Origin of the sequence: Pseudomonas sp. Sample_23, assembly GCF_004307595.1 — a bacterium.
Lineage (GTDB): Bacteria > Pseudomonadota > Gammaproteobacteria > Pseudomonadales > Pseudomonadaceae > Aquipseudomonas > Aquipseudomonas atacamensis.
In genome coordinates this window covers 119,400-136,465 of the sequence record NZ_RCNX01000048.1, presented here as the reverse complement: position 1 = coordinate 136,465, position 17,066 = coordinate 119,400, and the positions used below count along the sequence as shown (strand labels likewise).

General features: G+C 59.0%; 20 protein-coding genes and 1 tRNA gene. 18 read left to right on the top strand and 3 right to left on the bottom strand.

The window, feature by feature from the left end:
- Positions 1–47: 47 nt before the first annotated feature.
- The 18 genes from D8U82_RS13185 to nadA all read left to right on the top strand — a co-directional run bounded on the left by D8U82_RS13185 (position 48) and on the right by nadA (position 14,451).
- Positions 48–386: a ribbon-helix-helix domain-containing protein gene (locus tag D8U82_RS13185; RefSeq protein ID WP_038861040.1), complete on the top strand. Its 339-nt coding sequence runs from the start codon at positions 48–50 to the stop codon at positions 384–386.
- A gap of 130 nt (positions 387–516) precedes the next feature.
- Positions 517–738 (top strand): zinc ribbon domain-containing protein, encoded by a 222-nt coding sequence (locus D8U82_RS13180; protein ID WP_016773499.1) that lies wholly within the window; start codon positions 517–519, stop codon positions 736–738.
- Positions 739–836: 98 nt separating this feature from the next.
- On the top strand, positions 837–2,612 hold the full coding sequence (gene aspS / locus D8U82_RS13175) for an aspartate--tRNA ligase (protein ID WP_024014090.1): 1,776 nt from the start codon (positions 837–839) through the stop codon (positions 2,610–2,612).
- 119 nt (positions 2,613–2,731) lie between these two features.
- The gene (locus D8U82_RS13170) at positions 2,732–3,478 is read left to right on the top strand and encodes a YebC/PmpR family DNA-binding transcriptional regulator (RefSeq protein WP_034153419.1); all 747 of its coding nucleotides are present in this window, start codon (positions 2,732–2,734) and stop codon (positions 3,476–3,478) included.
- 156 nt (positions 3,479–3,634) lie between these two features.
- The gene (gene ruvC, locus D8U82_RS13165; protein ID WP_016773501.1) at positions 3,635–4,162 is read left to right on the top strand and encodes a crossover junction endodeoxyribonuclease RuvC; all 528 of its coding nucleotides are present in this window, start codon (positions 3,635–3,637) and stop codon (positions 4,160–4,162) included.
- Positions 4,163–4,276: 114 nt separating this feature from the next.
- The gene (ruvA, locus tag D8U82_RS13160) at positions 4,277–4,885 is read left to right on the top strand and encodes a Holliday junction branch migration protein RuvA (protein WP_024014088.1); all 609 of its coding nucleotides are present in this window, start codon (positions 4,277–4,279) and stop codon (positions 4,883–4,885) included.
- The gene (ruvB, locus tag D8U82_RS13155; protein ID WP_024014087.1) at positions 4,886–5,947 is read left to right on the top strand and encodes a Holliday junction branch migration DNA helicase RuvB; all 1,062 of its coding nucleotides are present in this window, start codon (positions 4,886–4,888) and stop codon (positions 5,945–5,947) included.
- 127 nt (positions 5,948–6,074) lie between these two features.
- Positions 6,075–6,542 carry a tol-pal system-associated acyl-CoA thioesterase gene (ybgC, locus tag D8U82_RS13150; RefSeq protein WP_016773503.1) on the top strand — a complete coding sequence of 156 codons (468 nt, stop codon included), beginning with the start codon at positions 6,075–6,077 and terminating at the stop codon, positions 6,540–6,542.
- Positions 6,532–7,227, top strand: a complete 696-nt coding sequence (gene tolQ / locus D8U82_RS13145) for a protein TolQ (RefSeq protein WP_008080223.1) — start codon at positions 6,532–6,534, stop codon at positions 7,225–7,227. Before ybgC ends, tolQ begins: the two co-directional genes overlap by 11 nt.
- A gap of 23 nt (positions 7,228–7,250) precedes the next feature.
- Entirely contained in the window at positions 7,251–7,703 is a 453-nt protein-coding gene (gene tolR, locus D8U82_RS13140) for a protein TolR (RefSeq protein WP_160767866.1), read from the top strand.
- Entirely contained in the window at positions 7,703–8,779 is a 1,077-nt protein-coding gene (gene tolA / locus D8U82_RS13135) for a cell envelope integrity protein TolA (RefSeq protein ID WP_016773505.1), read from the top strand. The genes tolR and tolA overlap by 1 nt, the downstream gene beginning before the upstream one ends.
- Positions 8,780–8,796: 17 nt before the next feature.
- Positions 8,797–10,077 (top strand): Tol-Pal system beta propeller repeat protein TolB, encoded by a 1,281-nt coding sequence (tolB, locus tag D8U82_RS13130; RefSeq protein ID WP_016773506.1) that lies wholly within the window; start codon positions 8,797–8,799, stop codon positions 10,075–10,077.
- Positions 10,078–10,129: 52 nt separating this feature from the next.
- Complete coding sequence (gene pal / locus D8U82_RS13125) at positions 10,130–10,627, top strand: peptidoglycan-associated lipoprotein Pal (RefSeq protein WP_003178634.1); 498 nt, start codon at positions 10,130–10,132, stop codon at positions 10,625–10,627.
- A 6-nt stretch (positions 10,628–10,633) separates the two neighbouring features.
- A complete protein-coding gene (gene ybgF, locus D8U82_RS13120; protein ID WP_024014085.1) occupies positions 10,634–11,473 on the top strand; it encodes a tol-pal system protein YbgF in 840 nt (279 codons plus the stop codon).
- 167 nt (positions 11,474–11,640) lie between these two features.
- Positions 11,641–12,288: a 7-carboxy-7-deazaguanine synthase QueE gene (gene queE / locus D8U82_RS13115; protein WP_130902312.1), complete on the top strand. Its 648-nt coding sequence runs from the start codon at positions 11,641–11,643 to the stop codon at positions 12,286–12,288.
- A gap of 1 nt (position 12,289) precedes the next feature.
- On the top strand, positions 12,290–12,982 hold the full coding sequence (queC, locus tag D8U82_RS13110; RefSeq protein ID WP_039758175.1) for a 7-cyano-7-deazaguanine synthase QueC: 693 nt from the start codon (positions 12,290–12,292) through the stop codon (positions 12,980–12,982).
- Between the two features lie 62 nt (positions 12,983–13,044).
- Positions 13,045–13,120, top strand: a tRNA-Lys gene (locus tag D8U82_RS13105).
- 272 nt (positions 13,121–13,392) lie between these two features.
- On the top strand, positions 13,393–14,451 hold the full coding sequence (nadA, locus tag D8U82_RS13100) for a quinolinate synthase NadA (RefSeq protein WP_016773509.1): 1,059 nt from the start codon (positions 13,393–13,395) through the stop codon (positions 14,449–14,451).
- A gap of 179 nt (positions 14,452–14,630) precedes the next feature.
- Here the strand turns inward: nadA and D8U82_RS13095 are convergent, their stop codons facing one another.
- From D8U82_RS13095 to gcvT, 3 genes are all read right to left on the bottom strand, one after another.
- Complete coding sequence (locus tag D8U82_RS13095) at positions 14,631–15,119, bottom strand: RDD family protein (RefSeq protein WP_130902311.1); 489 nt, start codon at positions 15,117–15,119, stop codon at positions 14,631–14,633.
- A 97-nt stretch (positions 15,120–15,216) separates the two neighbouring features.
- The gene (locus tag D8U82_RS13090; RefSeq protein ID WP_003227496.1) at positions 15,217–15,429 is read right to left on the bottom strand and encodes a cold-shock protein; all 213 of its coding nucleotides are present in this window, start codon (positions 15,427–15,429) and stop codon (positions 15,217–15,219) included.
- A gap of 404 nt (positions 15,430–15,833) precedes the next feature.
- A complete protein-coding gene (gene gcvT / locus D8U82_RS13085) occupies positions 15,834–16,958 on the bottom strand; it encodes a glycine cleavage system aminomethyltransferase GcvT (RefSeq protein ID WP_130902310.1) in 1,125 nt (374 codons plus the stop codon).
- Positions 16,959–17,066 lie beyond the last annotated feature (108 nt).

The following is a 17,066-nucleotide window of genomic DNA, read 5'->3' as shown; positions in this document are numbered from 1 at the left end:
GATGTTGCCTTATAAATCAGCAGTCATGGCAAAGGAGTGTCAACGCTATGGTAGAAGGAGACAGGCGAAGCGACAGGATGTCGGCTTCGCGGCACGTAATTAAAGTCGACCCGTTTGTCAGCGAGTTCGACATGAATCTGATCCGGCCGTTGTCGCGATCGATTCGCCTCAACGGTTTTGCGACCTGCCTGCGCCTCGAGCAGGTCTACTGGAATATTCTCGGCGGCATGGCCGAGGACAATCATTGTTCGGTCAGCACACTGTTATCCCACGTCGATCGCGAGGTGCATCTGCGTTACGGCGGGGTGAAGAATTTCAGTGCGCTGGTACGGGTGGTTTGTGTCATGAACGGGATCAAAGATCTCGCACCCGCCGTTTCGCGCTGAAACGGCGGTTGCAACGAGGTTGCAGGCTGTGCAGCGTTACGGCTGCACAGCCTGCATTTAATCGATATAATCCCGCGCTTTCGCCGCAAAGCCCTGCGCGCGGCAGCAATCTGATCGCCGAGACACCTCCATGCCAATGTACGATTACCAATGTGCTTCCTGTGGTCATCAGTTGGAAGCCATTCAGAAGATCAGCGACGCACCGTTGGTCGATTGCCCTGCCTGCCAGGCGCCCGAACTGAAGAAGCAGCTGTCCATGCCGGGTTTTCGCCTCAGCGGCAACGGTTGGTACGAGACCGACTTCAAGACCGGAGCCAAGAAGAATCTGGCCGGTGGCGACAAAGCTGACTAGGGTTCCAACCCTGAACGAACGACACGCGTGAGTTTCCGCCTTGCTTGATGGCGGCGGGATCTCCACCGAATTTCGAATTACGAGAAGCGAACCACACCATGATGCGCAGCCACTATTGCGGCCAACTGAACGAAAGCCTGGAAGGCCAGGAAATTACCCTTTGCGGATGGGTTCACCGTCGCCGCGACCACGGCGGGGTGATTTTCCTCGACATCCGTGATCGTGATGGTCTGGCCCAGGTGGTGTTCGACCCGGATCGCGCCGAGAGCTTCGCCGCCGCCGATCGCGTGCGCAGCGAATACGTCGTGAAGATCACCGGCAAGGTGCGTCTGCGTCCGGCCGGCGCGACCAACGCCAACATGGCCTCGGGCATGATCGAAGTGCTCGGTTATGAACTGGAAGTGCTGAACGAGTCGGAAACCCCGCCGTTCCCGCTCAACGAGTTCTCCGACGTCGGCGAAGAAACCCGCCTGCGCTATCGCTTCCTCGATCTGCGTCGTCCGGAAATGGCCGAGAAGCTGCGTCTGCGTTCGCGCATGACCACCAGCATCCGTCGCTTCCTCGACGAGAACGGCTTCCTCGACGTCGAAACGCCGATCCTGACCCGGGCCACTCCGGAAGGCGCGCGTGACTATCTGGTGCCGAGCCGTACCCACGCCGGTTCGTTCTTCGCCCTGCCGCAATCGCCGCAGCTGTTCAAGCAACTGCTGATGGTGGCCGGCTTCGACCGTTACTACCAGATCGCCAAGTGCTTCCGTGACGAAGACCTGCGTGCCGACCGCCAGCCGGAATTCACCCAGATCGACATCGAGACCAGCTTCCTCGATGAAAAAGAGATCATGGGCCTGACCGAGCAGATGATCCGCAACCTGTTCAAGGAAGTGCTGGATCTGGAATTCGGCGAATTCCCGCACATGACCTTCGAAGAAGCCATGCGCCGCTACGGTTCGGACAAGCCGGACCTGCGTATTCCGCTGGAACTGGTCGACGTTGCCGACCAGCTCAAGGAAGTTGAATTCAAGGTGTTCAGCGGCCCGGCCAACGATCCGAAGTGCCGCATCGCCGCACTGCGTGTTCCAGGCGGGGCGAGCATGCCGCGCAAGCAGATCGACGACTACACCAAGTTCGTCGGCATCTACGGTGCCAAGGGCCTGGCGTACATCAAGGTCAACGAGCGTGCCGCCGGTGTTGAAGGTCTGCAATCGCCGATCGTGAAGAACATCCCGGAAGACAAGCTCAACGTGATCCTCGATCGCGTTGGCGCAGTCGATGGCGACATCGTGTTCTTCGGTGCCGACAAGGCCAAGATCGTCAGCGAAGCCCTGGGCGCGCTGCGCATCAAGCTCGGTCACGACCTCAAGCTGCTGACCTGCGAGTGGGCACCAATGTGGGTCGTCGACTTCCCGATGTTCGAAGAGAACGACGACGGCAGCTTCTCGGCGTTGCACCACCCGTTCACTGCACCGAAGTGCACCCCGCAGGAGCTCGAAGCCAACCCGGCCGGCGCACTGTCCCGTGCGTACGACATGGTCTTGAACGGCACCGAGCTGGGCGGCGGTTCGATCCGTATCCACCGCAAGGAAATGCAGCAAGCGGTATTCCGCCTGCTGGGCATCAACGAAGCGGAACAGGAAGAGAAGTTCGGCTTCCTGCTCGACGCGCTGAAGTACGGTGCACCGCCGCACGGTGGTCTGGCCTTCGGTCTGGACCGTCTGGTGATGCTGATGACCGGCGCCCAGTCGATCCGTGAAGTGATCGCCTTCCCGAAAACCCAGAGTGCTGCCGACGTGATGACGCAGGCTCCGGGCGTAGTGGATGCCAAGGCACTGCGCGAGCTGCACATTCGCCTGCGCGAAACGCCAAAGGCTGAGTAAGACGGGCCTGAAGGCGCATCTTCGGATGCGCCTTTTTTCTTTCTCAGGTCGAATTTTTCAATTGCCGGCCGCTGCCTTGGCGGGGCGGGCAAGGTTTCAAAGAGCATTCGGAGCAAGTTATGGCAGGTCATTCCAAGTGGGCAAACATCAAGCACCGCAAAGAACGTCAGGATGCCAAGAGGGGCAAGATCTTCACCAAGTGGATCCGTGAACTGACCGTTGCGGCCCGTCAGGGTGGCGGTGATCCGGGTTCCAACCCGCGTCTGCGTCTGGCTCTGGACAAGGCGTTGAGCGCCAACATGAGTCGCGACATCATTGACCGTGCCGTCGCGCGCGGTGCCGGCGCCACTGAAGCGGACAACGTTGAAGAGCTGACCTATGAAGGCTACGGCCCTGGCGGTGTGGCGGTGATGGTCGAGTGCATGACTGACAACCGCAACCGTACCGCCGCAGCGGTGCGTCACGCGTTCAGCAAGTGTGGCGGCAACCTCGGCACCGACGGTTCGGTGGCGTATCTGTTCGAGCGCAAGGGCCAGATCAGCTTCGCCCCGGGCGTCGATGAAGACGCACTGACCGAAGCGGCGCTTGAAGCCGACGCTGATGACGTGGTCACCCACGAAGATGGTTCGATCGACGTGTTCACCTCGTTCACCAGCTTCTATGCGGTGCGTAACGCGCTGGAAGCGGCCGGGTTCAAGGGTGACGACGCGGAAATCGTCATGCAGCCGACCACCAGTGCCGAGCTGGATCTGGAAGGTGCGGAGAAGGTGCTCAAGCTGATCGATATGCTTGAGGATCTGGATGACGTGCAGAACGTCTACTCCAACGCGGATATCCCGGAAGACGTCGCCGCTCAGCTTGGCTGATAAGCGACTAGTCTTCCCTGTGGGAGCGAGCCTGCTCGCGAAAGCGGTGTGTCATTCAGCACCTGTATCTGCTGACATACCGCCTTCGCGAGCAGGCTCGCTCCCACATTTGCTATTGGCTGTCAGGTAAATCGTTTTTATGAATCTGCAGGCTTTATGACTCTAATCCTTGGTATCGACCCCGGTTCGCGCATCACCGGTTACGGGATCGTTCGCGATACCGGGCGGGGTGGCTGCATCTATGTGGCCTCGGGCTGCATTCGCACCGGCTCCGGCGAGCTGCATGAGCGTCTGCAAATCGTCTATCGCGGCGTGCGCGAAATCATCAAGACCTACGGCCCGGTGACCATGGGTATTGAAAAAGTGTTCATGGCGAAAAACGCCGACTCGGCGCTGAAGCTCGGACAGGCACGGGGCGCTGCGATTGTCGCCGGCGCCGAAGAGTGTCTGGAGATCGCCGAGTACACCGCCACGCAAGTCAAACAGGCCGTCGTCGGGACTGGTGCGGCCAATAAGGAGCAGGTGCAGATGATGGTCATGCACATGCTTAAGCTGACCAGCAAGCCGCAGATCGACGCCTCCGACGCCCTCGCGATTGCCATTTGCCATGCGCACACGCGCTCCAGCCTGCTGCCGCACGGGCTGGGAACCGCACGCAGTCGTGGCGGGCGCCTGCGTCTCTGATAGCATCAGCATCAATTTTCCTGAAAGTGGCTTTGCGGTGCCTGTGTTGCCGGCGCGCAAGCCACCTTCAATCGTCGCCAGCCCACGGCTGGCCAGCGCTCAAGGATTCAAAACGTGATTGGACGCTTGCGCGGCACCCTGGCTGAGAAACAGCCGCCGCACCTGATTCTCGATGTCAATGGCCTCGGCTATGAAGTGGAAGTGCCCATGACCACCCTTTATCGTTTGCCGTCGGTCGGTGAACCACTGACCCTGCACACCCATTTGGTCGTACGCGAAGATGCGCAATTGCTCTATGGTTTTGCCGGCAAGCGTGAGCGAGACTTCTTTCGCGAGCTGATCCGTCTCAACGGGGTCGGACCGAAGCTGGCGCTGGCGTTGATGTCGAGCCTGGAAGTCGATGAGCTGGTGCGCTGCGTGCAGTCTCAGGACACTTCGGCGTTGACCAAGGTCCCGGGGGTTGGCAAGAAGACCGCCGAGCGTCTGCTGGTGGAATTGAAAGATCGCTTCAAGGCCTGGGAAACCTCGCCGGCGATGTTCGCGCTGGTGCCGAATCAGCCGGACGGCCCGGCGCCGGTCAACAGCGCCGAGACCGATGCGGTCAGCGCGTTGATCTCGTTGGGCTACAAGCCGCAGGAAGCGAGCAAGGCGATTTCCGCGATCAAAGACAAGAACCTGAGCAGCGAAGACCTGATCCGCCGCGCTCTGAAGGGAATGATTTAAGTGATTGAAGCTGATCGTCTGATCGCCGCCGCGCACAGCCCGCGCGAGCGCGAAGAAGTCCAGGATCGGGCCATCCGCCCGGTCAGTCTGGCCGACTACATTGGCCAGCCGACCGTGCGCGAGCAGATGGAGCTGTTCATCCAGGCTGCGCGTGGCCGCAGTGAATCCCTCGATCACACCCTGATCTTCGGCCCACCGGGGCTGGGCAAGACCACGCTGGCCAACATCATTGCCCAGGAAATGGGTGTGTCGATCAAGAGCACCTCCGGGCCAGTGCTGGAACGCCCGGGTGATCTGGCCGCGTTGCTGACCAATCTTGAGCCGCACGACGTGTTGTTCATCGACGAAATCCATCGTCTGTCGCCGATCGTTGAAGAAGTGCTGTACCCGGCGATGGAAGATTTCCAGCTCGACATCATGATTGGCGAGGGGCCGGCGGCGCGTTCGATCAAACTGGATCTGCCGCCGTTCACTCTGGTCGGCGCCACCACCCGCGCCGGCATGCTGACCAACCCGTTGCGAGACCGCTTCGGTATCGTCCAGCGCCTGGAGTTCTACAGCACGGCGGATCTGGCAACCATCGTCAGTCGTTCGGCGGCGATTCTCGGTCTGCCGCTGGACCCGGAAGGTTCGTTCGAGATCGCCCGTCGCGCCCGTGGCACGCCGCGAATTGCCAACCGTCTGCTGCGACGGGTGCGCGACTTTGCCGAAGTCCGCGCCAAGGGTCACATCACCAAAGCGGTGGCGGATCTGGCGCTGAACCTGCTGGATGTCGACGAGCACGGTTTCGATCATCAGGATCGACGCCTGCTGCTGACCATGATCGAGAAGTTCGACGGCGGCCCGGTCGGTATCGACAGTCTGGCGGCGGCGATCAGTGAAGAACGCCACACCATTGAAGACGTGCTCGAACCGTATCTGATCCAGCAGGGCTACATCATGCGCACGCCACGGGGCAGGGTGGTGACGCGGCATGCCTATTTGCATTTCGGTTTGAATGTTCCGTCACGCATGGGCGAGATGCCCGTGGCAGACGAGTTTCTCGACGCCGTCGACGATTGATACACATTTGTTGGTGATTTATTCAGGGTTTGTACTGTCAGACGACGGTACTTTTGCGTTAAAGCTTTGAAACCACGAAAAACAGTTGTCTGGCCGGATTGGCAACCTGAGGAGTAAGCACTAGAGTATGCGCGCGCAAAACGGGCTTGAGCCGTTCGCACATCGTTGTCGCGTTTATTACGAGGACACCGATGCGGGCGGCATCGTGTATTACGTTAATTACCTCAAGTTTATGGAACGGGCTCGAACCGAGCGGCTACGGAAACTGGGCTTTGCCCAATCTGTGCTTGCCGGAGAGGACCTGTTGTTCGTCGTGCATTCCAGCGAAGCGCGCTACCACGCGCCGGCGCGACTGGACGACGAATTGCTGGTAAGCGCTGATGTAATCGAATTGAACCGTGCCAGCCTGCGCTTCAAACAGCAGGTCAGGCGGGCCACGGATAATGTGCTGCTCTGCGAAGGGCAGTTTTTGGTGGCCTGCGTGCGCACCGACAGTTTGAAACCCCGGGCCCTTCCCGAAGACCTGCGTGCGGCCTTCGCCGACGCGGTCGGCCCGGGTACACACTCAAAGCAGGAGATAAAGCGTGGAAGCTAACGTCGTCGACCATTCCTCCATGTGGAGCCTGGTCAGCAATGCCAGCATCGTGGTGCAGTTGGTAATGTTGACCCTGGTGGCCGCATCGGTGACCTCATGGATCATGATCTTTCAGCGCAGCAATTTGCTGCGTGCCGGTCGACGCGCCCTGGAGAGCTTCGAAGAGCGCTTCTGGTCCGGTATCGACCTGTCCAAACTGTACCGTCAGGCTGGCAGCAACCCTGATCCGGATTCGGGTGTGGAGCAGATCTTCCGTGCCGGCTTCAAGGAATTCTCCCGTCTGCGGCAGCAGCCAGGTGTCGATCCTGAAGCCGTGATGGAAGGTGTCGCCCGTGCCATGCGCGTGGCCATCTCGCGCGAAGAAGAGAAACTCGAGCAGAGCCTGCCGTTCCTCGCCACTGTTGGTTCGGTCAGCCCGTACATCGGTCTGTTCGGTACCGTGTGGGGGATCATGAACTCCTTCCGCGGTCTGGCCAGCGCTCAGCAAGCGACCCTCGCCACCGTTGCTCCGGGTATCGCCGAAGCCCTGATCGCCACCGCGATCGGCCTGTTCGCTGCGATCCCGGCGGTCATCGCTTACAACCGTTTTGCTGCTCGCAGCGAAACCTTGCTGGGCCGCTACTACACCTTCGCCGATGAATTCCAGGCGATCCTGCACCGCAAAGTGCACACCAGCGAAGAATAAGCAGGTATTTCCCGATGGCTTTAATCGCTCGAGCTCGCAAAAAGCGCAAGCCGGTCGCCGAGATGAACGTAGTGCCCTACATCGACGTGATGTTGGTGCTGCTGGTCATCTTCATGGTGACCGCGCCGATGCTCAATCAGGGCGTGAAAGTTGATCTGCCCAAGGTTTCCAGCGAAGCCTTGCCGCAGGACAACAACACCCAGGTCCTGACCATTTCGATCAAGGCTGACAAGACCTACTACTGGAACCTTGGCAGCGAAGTCGACACCGAGAAGCAACAGGACAGGGCCATGACCCTGCCACAGATGACTGACGCGGTGACTAAGATCATCCGCGCCGGCACCGAGGGCGGCAAACGCACCCAGGTATTCATTCGTGGTGACAAGACTGTCGACTACGGCGCCGTCATGGGTGCCATGGGCGGGTTGCAGAAAGCCGGGGTCGGTAACGTTGGTCTGATTACCGAGGCCCCCTGATGCAGCAACAGCGAGAGCCGTCCGCCTCGGAAAGCTACTTCTGGCCTAGTGTTCTGGCGATTGTCCTGCACGTGCTGGTGTTCGGCATGCTGTTCGTCAGTTTTGCCTTCACGCCCGAACTGCCGCCGGCCAAGCCGATCGTCCAGGCGACTCTGTACCAGCTGAAATCGAAAAGTCAGGCGACCACCCAGACCAATCAGAAGATTGCGGGTGAGGCGAAGAAATCCGCCGCGCGCCAAACCGAAGTCGAACAGATGGAACAGAAAAAGATCGAGCAGGAAGCGGTGAAGGCGGCGGAACAAAAGAAAGAGGAAGCGGCTCAAAAGGCCGAGGAAGCCAAGAAGGCCGACGAGGCGAAGAAAGCGGACGAAGCGAAAAAGGCTGATGAAGCCAAGAAAGCCGACGACGCGAAAAAAGCCGAAGCGAAAAAGGCCGAAGAGAAACAATTGGCTGATATAGCCAAGAAGAAGGCCGAAGACGAAGCGAAGAAGGCTGCTGAGGAAGAGGCGAAGAAAGCCGCTGCCGAAGAAGCCAAGAAGAAGATCGTCGAAGACGCGAAGAAGAAAGCCGCCGAAGACGCCAAGAAGAAAGCTGAAGCTGAAGAGGCGAAGAAGAAAGTCGCCGAAGACGCGAAGAAGAAAGCTGCTGCCGATGCTGCGAAGAAGAAAGCGCAGGAAGCGGCACGCAAATCTGCCGAAGACAAAAAGGCCCAGGCCCTGGCAGATCTGCTTTCCGACACGCCGCAGCGTCAGCAGGCCCTGGCCGATGAGCAGGGTGACGAGGTTGCCGGTAGTTTCGATGACCTGATTCGCGCTCGCGCAGCAGAAGGCTGGGCTCGTCCTCCTTCGGCGCGCAAAGGCATGACGGTCGTGCTGCAAATTGGCATGTTGCCGGACGGTACGGTGACCTCGGTCAGCGTGGCCAAGTCCAGCGGTGACGGTCCGTTCGATGCTTCGGCAGTCGCGGCAGTGAAGAATATTGGACGTTTGACAGAAATGCAGGGAATGAAGCCGAGCGATTTCGCTCCGTATCGTTCATTCAAGATGACATTCACACCTGAGGATCTAGCCTTGTGAGAAACCTTCTTCGAGGAATGCTGGTCGTGATCTGCTGCATGGCAGGGATCGCGGCGGCAGATGAAAAGAACATTCTGGTCACCAGCGGCAGCGATCGGGCTACTCCGATCGCCGTCGTACCGTTCGGCATGCAGGGCGGCGCCGTGCTGCCGGATGACATGGCTGAAATCATTGGCAACGATTTGCGCAACTCGGGCTATTACTCGCCGATTCCGAAAGCCAACATGATCAGCCAGCCAAGCCAGCCGAGCGAAATCATCTTCCGTGACTGGAAGGCGGTGGGTGCTCAGTACATGATGGTCGGCAGCATCGCTCCAGCGGGCGGTCGCCTGCAGGTGCAGTGGGCACTGTTCAACGTCGCCACCGAGCAGAAAGTGGCGGACGGCAGTGTTTCCGGTACGACCGACCAGATCCGTGACATGGCGCACTTCATCTCCGATCAGTCGTTCCAGAAGCTGACCGGCATTGAAGGTGCCTTCTCGACGCGCCTGCTGTACGTGACGGCCGAGCGTTTTTCCGAGAAGAACACCCGTTACACCCTGCAACGCTCCGACTATGACGGTGCCCGCGCAGTGACTCTGCTGCAATCGCGCGAGCCGATCCTGTCGCCGCGTTTTGCACCAGACGGCAAGCGTATCGCCTACGTGTCGTTCGAGCAGAAGCGTCCGCGTATCTTCATGCAGAACATCGACACCGGTCGCCGTGAGCAGATCACCAACTTCGAAGGCCTCAACGGCGCGCCAGCCTGGTCGCCGGACGGCAATCGCCTGGCGTTCGTGCTGTCGAAAGACGGTAACCCGGACATCTACGTAATGAACCTCGGTTCGCGTCAGATCAGCCGCGTAACCAATGGCCAGGGCATCAATACCGAACCGTTCTGGGGCAAGGATGGCTCGACCATCTATTTCACCTCGGACCGTGGCGGCAAGCCGCAAATCTATAAAACCAGCGTCGGTGGCGGTGGTGCCGAGCGTGTGACGTTCGTGGGCAACTACAACGCCAACCCGAAACTTTCGGCTGATGAAAAGACTTTGGTGATGATCCATCGTCAGGATGGCTTCACCAATTTCAAGGTGGCAGCTCAGGATCTGCAGCGCGGTAGTGTAAAGATCCTCACTGATAGCACTCTGGACGAGTCACCTACTGTTGCGCCCAACGGCACCATGGTAATCTACGCCACCCGCCAACAGGGCCGGGGAGTCTTGATGCTCGTGTCCATTAATGGGCGCGTGAGGCTCCCGCTTCCTACCGCTCAAGGCGAAGTCAGAGAACCGTCCTGGTCCCCTTACCTGAAGTGAGCGGGCGCTACACGTTTTACTTAACACACTGGGGTTCATTAGGAGTTTCACGATGGAAATGCTGAAGTTTGGTAAATTTGCTGCGCTGGCTCTGGCCATGGCTGTAGCTGTAGGTTGCTCGTCCAAAGGCGGCGACAACGCCGGTGAAGGCGCTGTTGATCCAAACGCTGGTTACGGCGCAAACACTGGTGCCGTTGACGGTTCCCTGAGCGAAGAAGCTGCTCTGCGCGCAATCACCACCTTCTACTTCGAATACGACAGCTCGGACCTGAAGCCAGAAGCCATGCGCGCTCTGGACGTTCACGCCAAAGACCTGAAAGCAAACGGCGCTCGCGTTGTTCTGGAAGGCAACACCGACGAACGTGGTACTCGTGAGTACAACATGGCACTGGGCGAGCGTCGTGCGAAAGCCGTTCAGCGCTACCTGGTACTGCAAGGTGTTTCCCCAGCTCAGCTGGAACTGGTTTCCTACGGCGAAGAGCGTCCAGTTGCTACCGGCAACGACGAGCAGTCCTGGGCCCAGAACCGTCGCGTCGAACTGCGTAAGTAATTCGATATGCGAACGTGCCGTCGTGCTGTAACTGTTCTGGCTCTCAGCCTCGCGCCGCTTGCGGCGTGGGCTGCGGTTCCTGTGGTCGATGACAACTCCGGTTATAACAATAGCGGGAGCAGTTATCCGCCTGCGGGTTACGGTACGAACGGCGCCTATGCCGGGGGAGCGGCTTCGGCCCCTGCCTCGGCACAAGGCATGCTGTTCAACCAATTGCAACAGATGCAGGATCAGATCTCGCGCCAACAGGGCGTGATCGAAGAACTGCAGAATCAGGTTTCGCGCATGAAGCAGGAATCCCTGGAGCGATACCAGGATCTTGATCGGCGCATAGGATCCGGCGTTGCACCAGCCGCGACTCCCGAGAATTCTTCTGCCGGTGGCGATGCAAGTGCTGCCGCCGGTGCTGCCGCAGGCGCGGGTGCTGCTGCGGCAGCCCAGGCACCTGCCGCGGGTAGCGAACCGGCTGATCCGGCCAAGGAAAAGCTGTATTACGATGCCGCTTTCGACCTGATCAAAGCCAAAGATTTCGACAAGGCCAGCCAGGCCTTCGCCGCTTTCCTGCGCAAATACCCCAACAGCCAATACGCGGGCAACGCCCAGTACTGGTTGGGCGAAGTGAACCTGGCCAAGGGTGATCTGCAAGGTGCAGGTCAGGCCTTTGCCAAGGTTTCGCAGCTGTATCCCAAGCACAACAAAGTGCCGGACTCGCTGTACAAGCTGGCTGACGTAGAGCGCCGCCTCGGTCACACCGACAAGGTCAAAGGCATTCTGCAGCAGGTGGTGTCCCAATATCCGGGCACTTCCGCCGCGCAGCTGGCCCAGCGTGATTTACAGCGCATGTAAGCCTGTTCATCCGTGTTTTGAAGAAACCCGCGCTTGTCGCGGGTTTTTTCGTTAGAATTCACGCCCTTTTTCTGAAACACGCTTCTTGTGGTCTACGCGTTGGCGGGATTGCCTGAAGTGCCTGACGGAGGCGGACAGCCTGTTTAGCTGTTACGCCCGTGGCGACTATGCAAGACACATTGAGAATCACCGAAGTTTTCTACTCGTTGCAGGGTGAAACTCGGACTGCCGGGCTGCCCACGGTTTTCGTGCGCCTGACCGGTTGCCCGTTGCGTTGCCAGTACTGCGATAGCGCTTACGCGTTCAGCGGCGGCACCGTCCGCACCCTCGACGACATCCTTGAGCAAGTGGCCGGATATCGTCCGCGCTACGTTTGTGTCACCGGCGGTGAGCCGTTGGCTCAGCCGAACGCCATTCCTTTGCTTGAGCGGTTGTGTGATACCGGCTACGAGGTGTCGCTGGAAACCAGCGGCGCCCTTGACGTATCCGCTGTCGATCCGCGTGTCAGTCGCGTCGTCGATCTGAAAACACCGGGCTCGAAAGAAGCCCATCGCAACCGTTACGAGAACATCGAACTGCTGACCCGCAACGATCAGGTGAAGTTTGTCATCTGCTCGCGGGAAGACTACGACTGGGCGGTCTCCAAGCTGATCCAGTACGGTCTCGACCAGCGCGCCGGCGAAGTACTGTTTTCGCCGAGTCACCACGACCTGAATGCTCGGGAACTGGCGGACTGGGTAGTGGCGGACAACCTGCCGGTACGCCTGCAATTGCAGCTGCATAAATATCTTTGGAACGACGAGCCGGGGCGCTGAGATGACTGAACAACTGAACACCACTGAAAAACGTGCAGTCATTTTGCTGTCCGGCGGCCTCGACTCGGCCACCGTCGTGGCGATGGCACGCGCCGAAGGCTACGCCTGCTACACCATGAGTTTCGATTACGGTCAGCGCTCGCATGCCGAATTGCATGCCGCCGCCCGCGTTGCTCGCGATTTGGGTGTGGTCGAGCACAAGGTCATCGGACTGAACCTCAATGGCATGGGCGGCTCGGCGCTGACCGACACCAGCATCGACATTCCGGAAGAGCTGGGCGAAGGCATTCCGGTGACTTACGTGCCGGCGCGCAACACGGTTTTCCTGTCGTTGGCATTGGGTTGGGCCGAAGTGCTCGGCGCCCGCGACATCTTCATCGGCGTCAATGCAGTGGATTATTCCGGCTACCCGGACTGCCGTCCCGAGTTCATCGAGTCGTTCGAGCGCATGGCCAATCTGGCGACCAAGGCCGGCGTGGAAGGCAACGGCTTCCGCATCCAGGCGCCGCTGCAGAACCTGAGCAAAGCGCAGATCGTTCAGGCCGGCGTGAAGCTTGGCGTTGATTACGGTCTGACGGTTTCCTGCTATCAGGCAGACGATGACGGCCGCGCCTGCGGCAAATGCGACAGCTGCCGCCTGCGTGCAGAAGGCTTCGCGGCGGCTGGTGTGGACGATCCAACCCCTTATTTTTGATTTTTTCAAAAAAGGTGTTGAATAGTCCTTAAAAATCAGTATTATACGCGCCACCACACAGCGGGTCGTTAGCTCAGTTGGTAGAGCAGTTGGCTTTTAACCAATTGGTCGTAGGTTCGAATCCCACACGACCCACCATATTTGGCGGTTTAGAAAATCCGGAAGGCCCACGAAAGTGAGGATTTCCGGGTTTTTTTTTGCCTGCAATTCGGGCGTTCGATGTTTCAGCGCGGCCACACCTGACGCAGGTCAGAATCATCTTTTGTATCAACGGGATATTCTGTAGCCTTGCGCAGCTTCAACGCTGTCCCGTGCCTGATGATACTCACTCTCCCGGCGGTACCCTCTAGTGGTCCGGAGCCGGGTGTATACTCGACTTTCGCGCGAATGCGCCTGCAGGTCTTGCGAACATGACGCAGATTTCCGAACGCCTTCTGGTTCAAGCCCACCTCGACGCCAAACAGCCGAAACCGCTGACGGCAGAAGAGGAGGCTTATTACCGTTCCGCCATCGCCGCCGAGCTCAAGGCTCAGGACGCGGTGCTCGTGGCCCACTTTTATTGCGATCCGGTGATTCAGGCCCTGGCCGAAGAAACCGGCGGCTGTGTTTCCGACTCCCTGGAAATGGCCCGCTTCGGCAACGCCCATCCGGCCAAGACCGTGGTGGTCGCCGGCGTCAAGTTCATGGGCGAGACGGCAAAAATTCTTAATCCGGAAAAACGCGTGCTGATGCCGACTCTGGAGGCGACCTGCTCGCTGGACCTGGGCTGCCCGGTCGACGAGTTCTCGGCGTTCTGCGATCAGCACCCGGAACGTACCGTGGTGGTGTATGCCAACACTTCCGCCGCCGTGAAGGCTCGGGCTGACTGGGTGGTGACTTCGAGCTGCGCACTGGAAATCGTCGAAAGCCTGATGGACAACGGCGAGACGATCATCTGGGGCCCGGACAAGCACTTGGGCACTTACATTCAGCGCAAGACCGGCGCCGACATGCTGCTTTGGGATGGTGCCTGCATCGTTCACGAAGAGTTCAAGTCCAAGCAGCTCGAAGACATGAAGGCGCTGTACCCGGACGCAGCGATTCTGGTGCATCCCGAGTCGCCGACTTCGGTGATCGAGCTGGCGGACGCCGTCGGTTCCACCAGCCAGTTGATCGCCGCCGCGCAAAGCCTGCCAAACAAGACCCTGATCGTCGCCACCGACCGTGGCATCTTCTACAAGATGCAGCAGCTGTGCCCGGACAAGGTCTTCATCGAAGCGCCTACCGCCGGTAACGGCGCGGCTTGCCGCAGTTGCGCACATTGCCCGTGGATGGCCATGAATACCCTTGAGCGCACGCTCAAGAGCTTGAAGGAAGGCACCAACGAGATCTTTGTCGATCCGGCGCTGATTCCCCAGGCGATTCGCCCGTTGAAGCGCATGCTCGACTTCACTCAGGCAGCGCGGATGAAGCTGGCCGGTAACGCCTGATTGAACCCCTTGTAGGAGTGAGCCCTGTGGTGAGGGGATTTATCCCCGTTGGGTGGCGAAGCCGCCCTAAATCAAACACCGCGGCATATCAGGGATACCGCGTGGGCTCCTTTACGGCTGCTACGCAGCCGGACGGGGATAAATCCCCTCCCCACAGGGGGGACTCCTGAGTATGGAAATTATTTGCTCTTCTTCGGGATTCGCACCACACGGGTATCCGAATAGATGTCATGCCAGGTGCGCTTCTGCTTGTCGAACAGCGACCAGAAGAAACCCAGCCCGACACACAGCCACGACGCGATCGCCACCATAAAGCGCAGCAGCGCCTGCCACAGGCTGATCGCTGTGCCGTTGGCGTTCTGCACGCGGATGCCCCACACCTGCATGCCCAGTGTCTGCCCGCCATGGGTCCAGAACTTGGCGAAGAAGCCGAACAATACCAACAGCAGCACCGTGGAATACAGTGGATCACCATCGAGCTGGCCGGCATCGGTCATCACCCGCAAACGTTCTTCGCCAATGATTGCGGCCTGGATCAGCTTGTAGATGAATCCGGTGACGATCATCAGGGCGGTGCACAGCAGGAAGTCGTAGAACATCGCCGCCAGACGACGACCGAGAGCAACGGGAGGAAAGTCCCCTTGCGGCGTGAGCAGGTGTTTCGACATGGCAGCCTCGGAACGCGAATGGAAGCGCCATTTTACGGATTAGCGCGCACAAAAAAGCCCCTGATATCAATATCAGGGGCTTTTTCGTATCAGAAGATCAGGCTTCTGCTTGTACTTCGTCAGCCTGCATGCCTTTCTGGCCTTGCACAGCAACGAAAGTCACTTTCTGGCCTTCTTTCAGGCTTTTGAAGCCGTTGCCCTGAATGGCGCGGAAATGTACGAACAGATCCGGACCGCTTTCTGGAGTGATAAAACCAAAACCTTTCTCGTCGTTAAACCACTTGACGGTACCGCTCTGACGTGTGGACATTTCTTATTTCCTTTGACGCATAAATTGATGACAGCCCCTTTCACATGAAAGAGTACTGGAGCTGGTTGCAAGGAGTAAGAAGACGTCGAGCGGGATGTAGCTAACTTGTAGGCTACTGCCCAGGTCACGATTCCAAGCTGACCCATGCAAACACAGTGGACAAACTCTACGCCAACTACGGGAGAAAAAACAAGCCCTGCGAAGGCCCCGGTTTTATTGCTCTTCATGGCAGTTCGTCAGCAAACTAGTTCCGTCTTGGACGATTGTCTGGTTCTATTTTCAGCAAACGTTATAAGCAACGTTCATATTCGAAACGGATGTTAAAAAAACGCACTGTTTTATGGCGATTGCGTTACACATTAGTGCACGTATAACGCAATCGCGTTACTTATAGAAACAGTCGATCAACCGCGATAGTAGCGTTGTGGAACAAATGGCATTTTGCTTACAAGCATTTGCACCTTTTTCCCACGGACGATGGCCCACACGGGTGTATCGAGTGCGACGTAAGCGCTGTCGAGGTAACCCATCGCCAATGGCCCGCCCAAGGTCGGACCAAAGCCACCGCTGCAGACGCTGCCGATGATCTCGCCGGCCTCGTTGACGATCTCTGCGCCTTCACGCACCGGGGTACGCTCCTGTGGCAGCAGGCCGACACGTTTGCGTGCGACGCCGTTCTGTTGCTGCGCGAAGATCTGCTCGGCGCCCGGGAAACCGCCGGCCCGCGCTCCATCGGCGCGGCGGGGCTTGGAGATCGCCCAGAGCAGGCTGGCTTCGATCGGTGTGGTCTCGGTGTTCATGTCATGGCCGTACAGGCACAGGCCGGCTTCCAGACGCAGCGAGTCGCGGGCGCCAAGGCCGATGGCCTGGACCTCTGGTTCGGCGAGCAGGGCGCGGGCGAGTTTCTCCGCTTCAGCGGCCGGTACCGAGATTTCGAAACCGTCTTCACCGGTGTAGCCCGAACGGCTGACAAAGCACTCAACGCCCAGCAACGACACACGGTTGAACTGCATGAACGTCATCTTCGCCACGTCCGGCGCAAGACGCGCCAGCACCGTGACGGCTGCCGGACCTTGCAAGGCGAGCAGTGCGCGCTCTTCGAACAGCGCCGTAATGGTGCACTGATCGCCCATATGTTTTTGCAGATGCGCGAGATCCTGATCCTTGCACGCGGCGTTGACCACCAGGAACAGCTCGTCATTGCCCAGATTCGCGACCATCAGGTCGTCGAGGATGCCACCGCTTTCGTTGGTGAACATCGCATAACGCTGCATGCCCACCGGCAGGTCGACGATGTCCACCGGCACCAGGGTTTCCAGGGCTTTGGCCGCATTGGCGCCGGTCAGGCGAATCTGGCCCATGTGCGAGACGTCGAACAACCCGGCTTGCTCACGGGTGTGCTGGTGTTCTTTCATCACGCCGAGCGGGTATTGCACGGGCATGTCGTAGCCGGCGAACGGCACCATGCGCGCGCCGAGTTCGAGGTGCAGTGCGTGCAGCGGGGTTTTCGACAGGTGTTCGGTGGTCATGCGGGACTCCTTGATTCATACCAATCCTCTCCCGCAGGGAGAGGGGGCTAATTAGCATTCGATAATGTTGACCGCCAGGCCGCCGCGGGCGGTTTCCTTGTATTTGCT

Excerpts from the sequence above, each read along its gene's own strand:
- D8U82_RS13185 (WP_038861040.1), top strand. The coding sequence starts at position 48 with ATGGTAGAAGGAGACAGGCGAAGCGACAGGATGTCGGCTTCGCGGCAC.
- D8U82_RS13180 (WP_016773499.1), top strand. The coding sequence starts at position 517 with ATGCCAATGTACGATTACCAATGTGCTTCCTGTGGTCATCAGTTGGAA.
- aspS (WP_024014090.1), top strand. The coding sequence starts at position 837 with ATGATGCGCAGCCACTATTGCGGCCAACTGAACGAAAGCCTGGAAGGC.
- D8U82_RS13170 (WP_034153419.1), top strand. The coding sequence starts at position 2,732 with ATGGCAGGTCATTCCAAGTGGGCAAACATCAAGCACCGCAAAGAACGT.
- ruvC (WP_016773501.1), top strand. The coding sequence starts at position 3,635 with ATGACTCTAATCCTTGGTATCGACCCCGGTTCGCGCATCACCGGTTAC.
- ybgC (WP_016773503.1), top strand. The coding sequence starts at position 6,075 with ATGCGCGCGCAAAACGGGCTTGAGCCGTTCGCACATCGTTGTCGCGTT.
- tolA (WP_016773505.1), top strand. The coding sequence starts at position 7,703 with ATGCAGCAACAGCGAGAGCCGTCCGCCTCGGAAAGCTACTTCTGGCCT.
- tolB (WP_016773506.1), top strand. The coding sequence starts at position 8,797 with ATGCTGGTCGTGATCTGCTGCATGGCAGGGATCGCGGCGGCAGATGAA.
- pal (WP_003178634.1), top strand. The coding sequence starts at position 10,130 with ATGGAAATGCTGAAGTTTGGTAAATTTGCTGCGCTGGCTCTGGCCATG.
- ybgF (WP_024014085.1), top strand. The coding sequence starts at position 10,634 with ATGCGAACGTGCCGTCGTGCTGTAACTGTTCTGGCTCTCAGCCTCGCG.
- queE (WP_130902312.1), top strand. The coding sequence starts at position 11,641 with ATGCAAGACACATTGAGAATCACCGAAGTTTTCTACTCGTTGCAGGGT.
- queC (WP_039758175.1), top strand. The coding sequence starts at position 12,290 with ATGACTGAACAACTGAACACCACTGAAAAACGTGCAGTCATTTTGCTG.
- nadA (WP_016773509.1), top strand. The coding sequence starts at position 13,393 with ATGACGCAGATTTCCGAACGCCTTCTGGTTCAAGCCCACCTCGACGCC.
- D8U82_RS13095 (WP_130902311.1), bottom strand. The coding sequence starts at position 15,119 with ATGTCGAAACACCTGCTCACGCCGCAAGGGGACTTTCCTCCCGTTGCT.
- D8U82_RS13090 (WP_003227496.1), bottom strand. The coding sequence starts at position 15,429 with ATGTCCACACGTCAGAGCGGTACCGTCAAGTGGTTTAACGACGAGAAA.
- gcvT (WP_130902310.1), bottom strand. The coding sequence starts at position 16,958 with ATGACCACCGAACACCTGTCGAAAACCCCGCTGCACGCACTGCACCTC.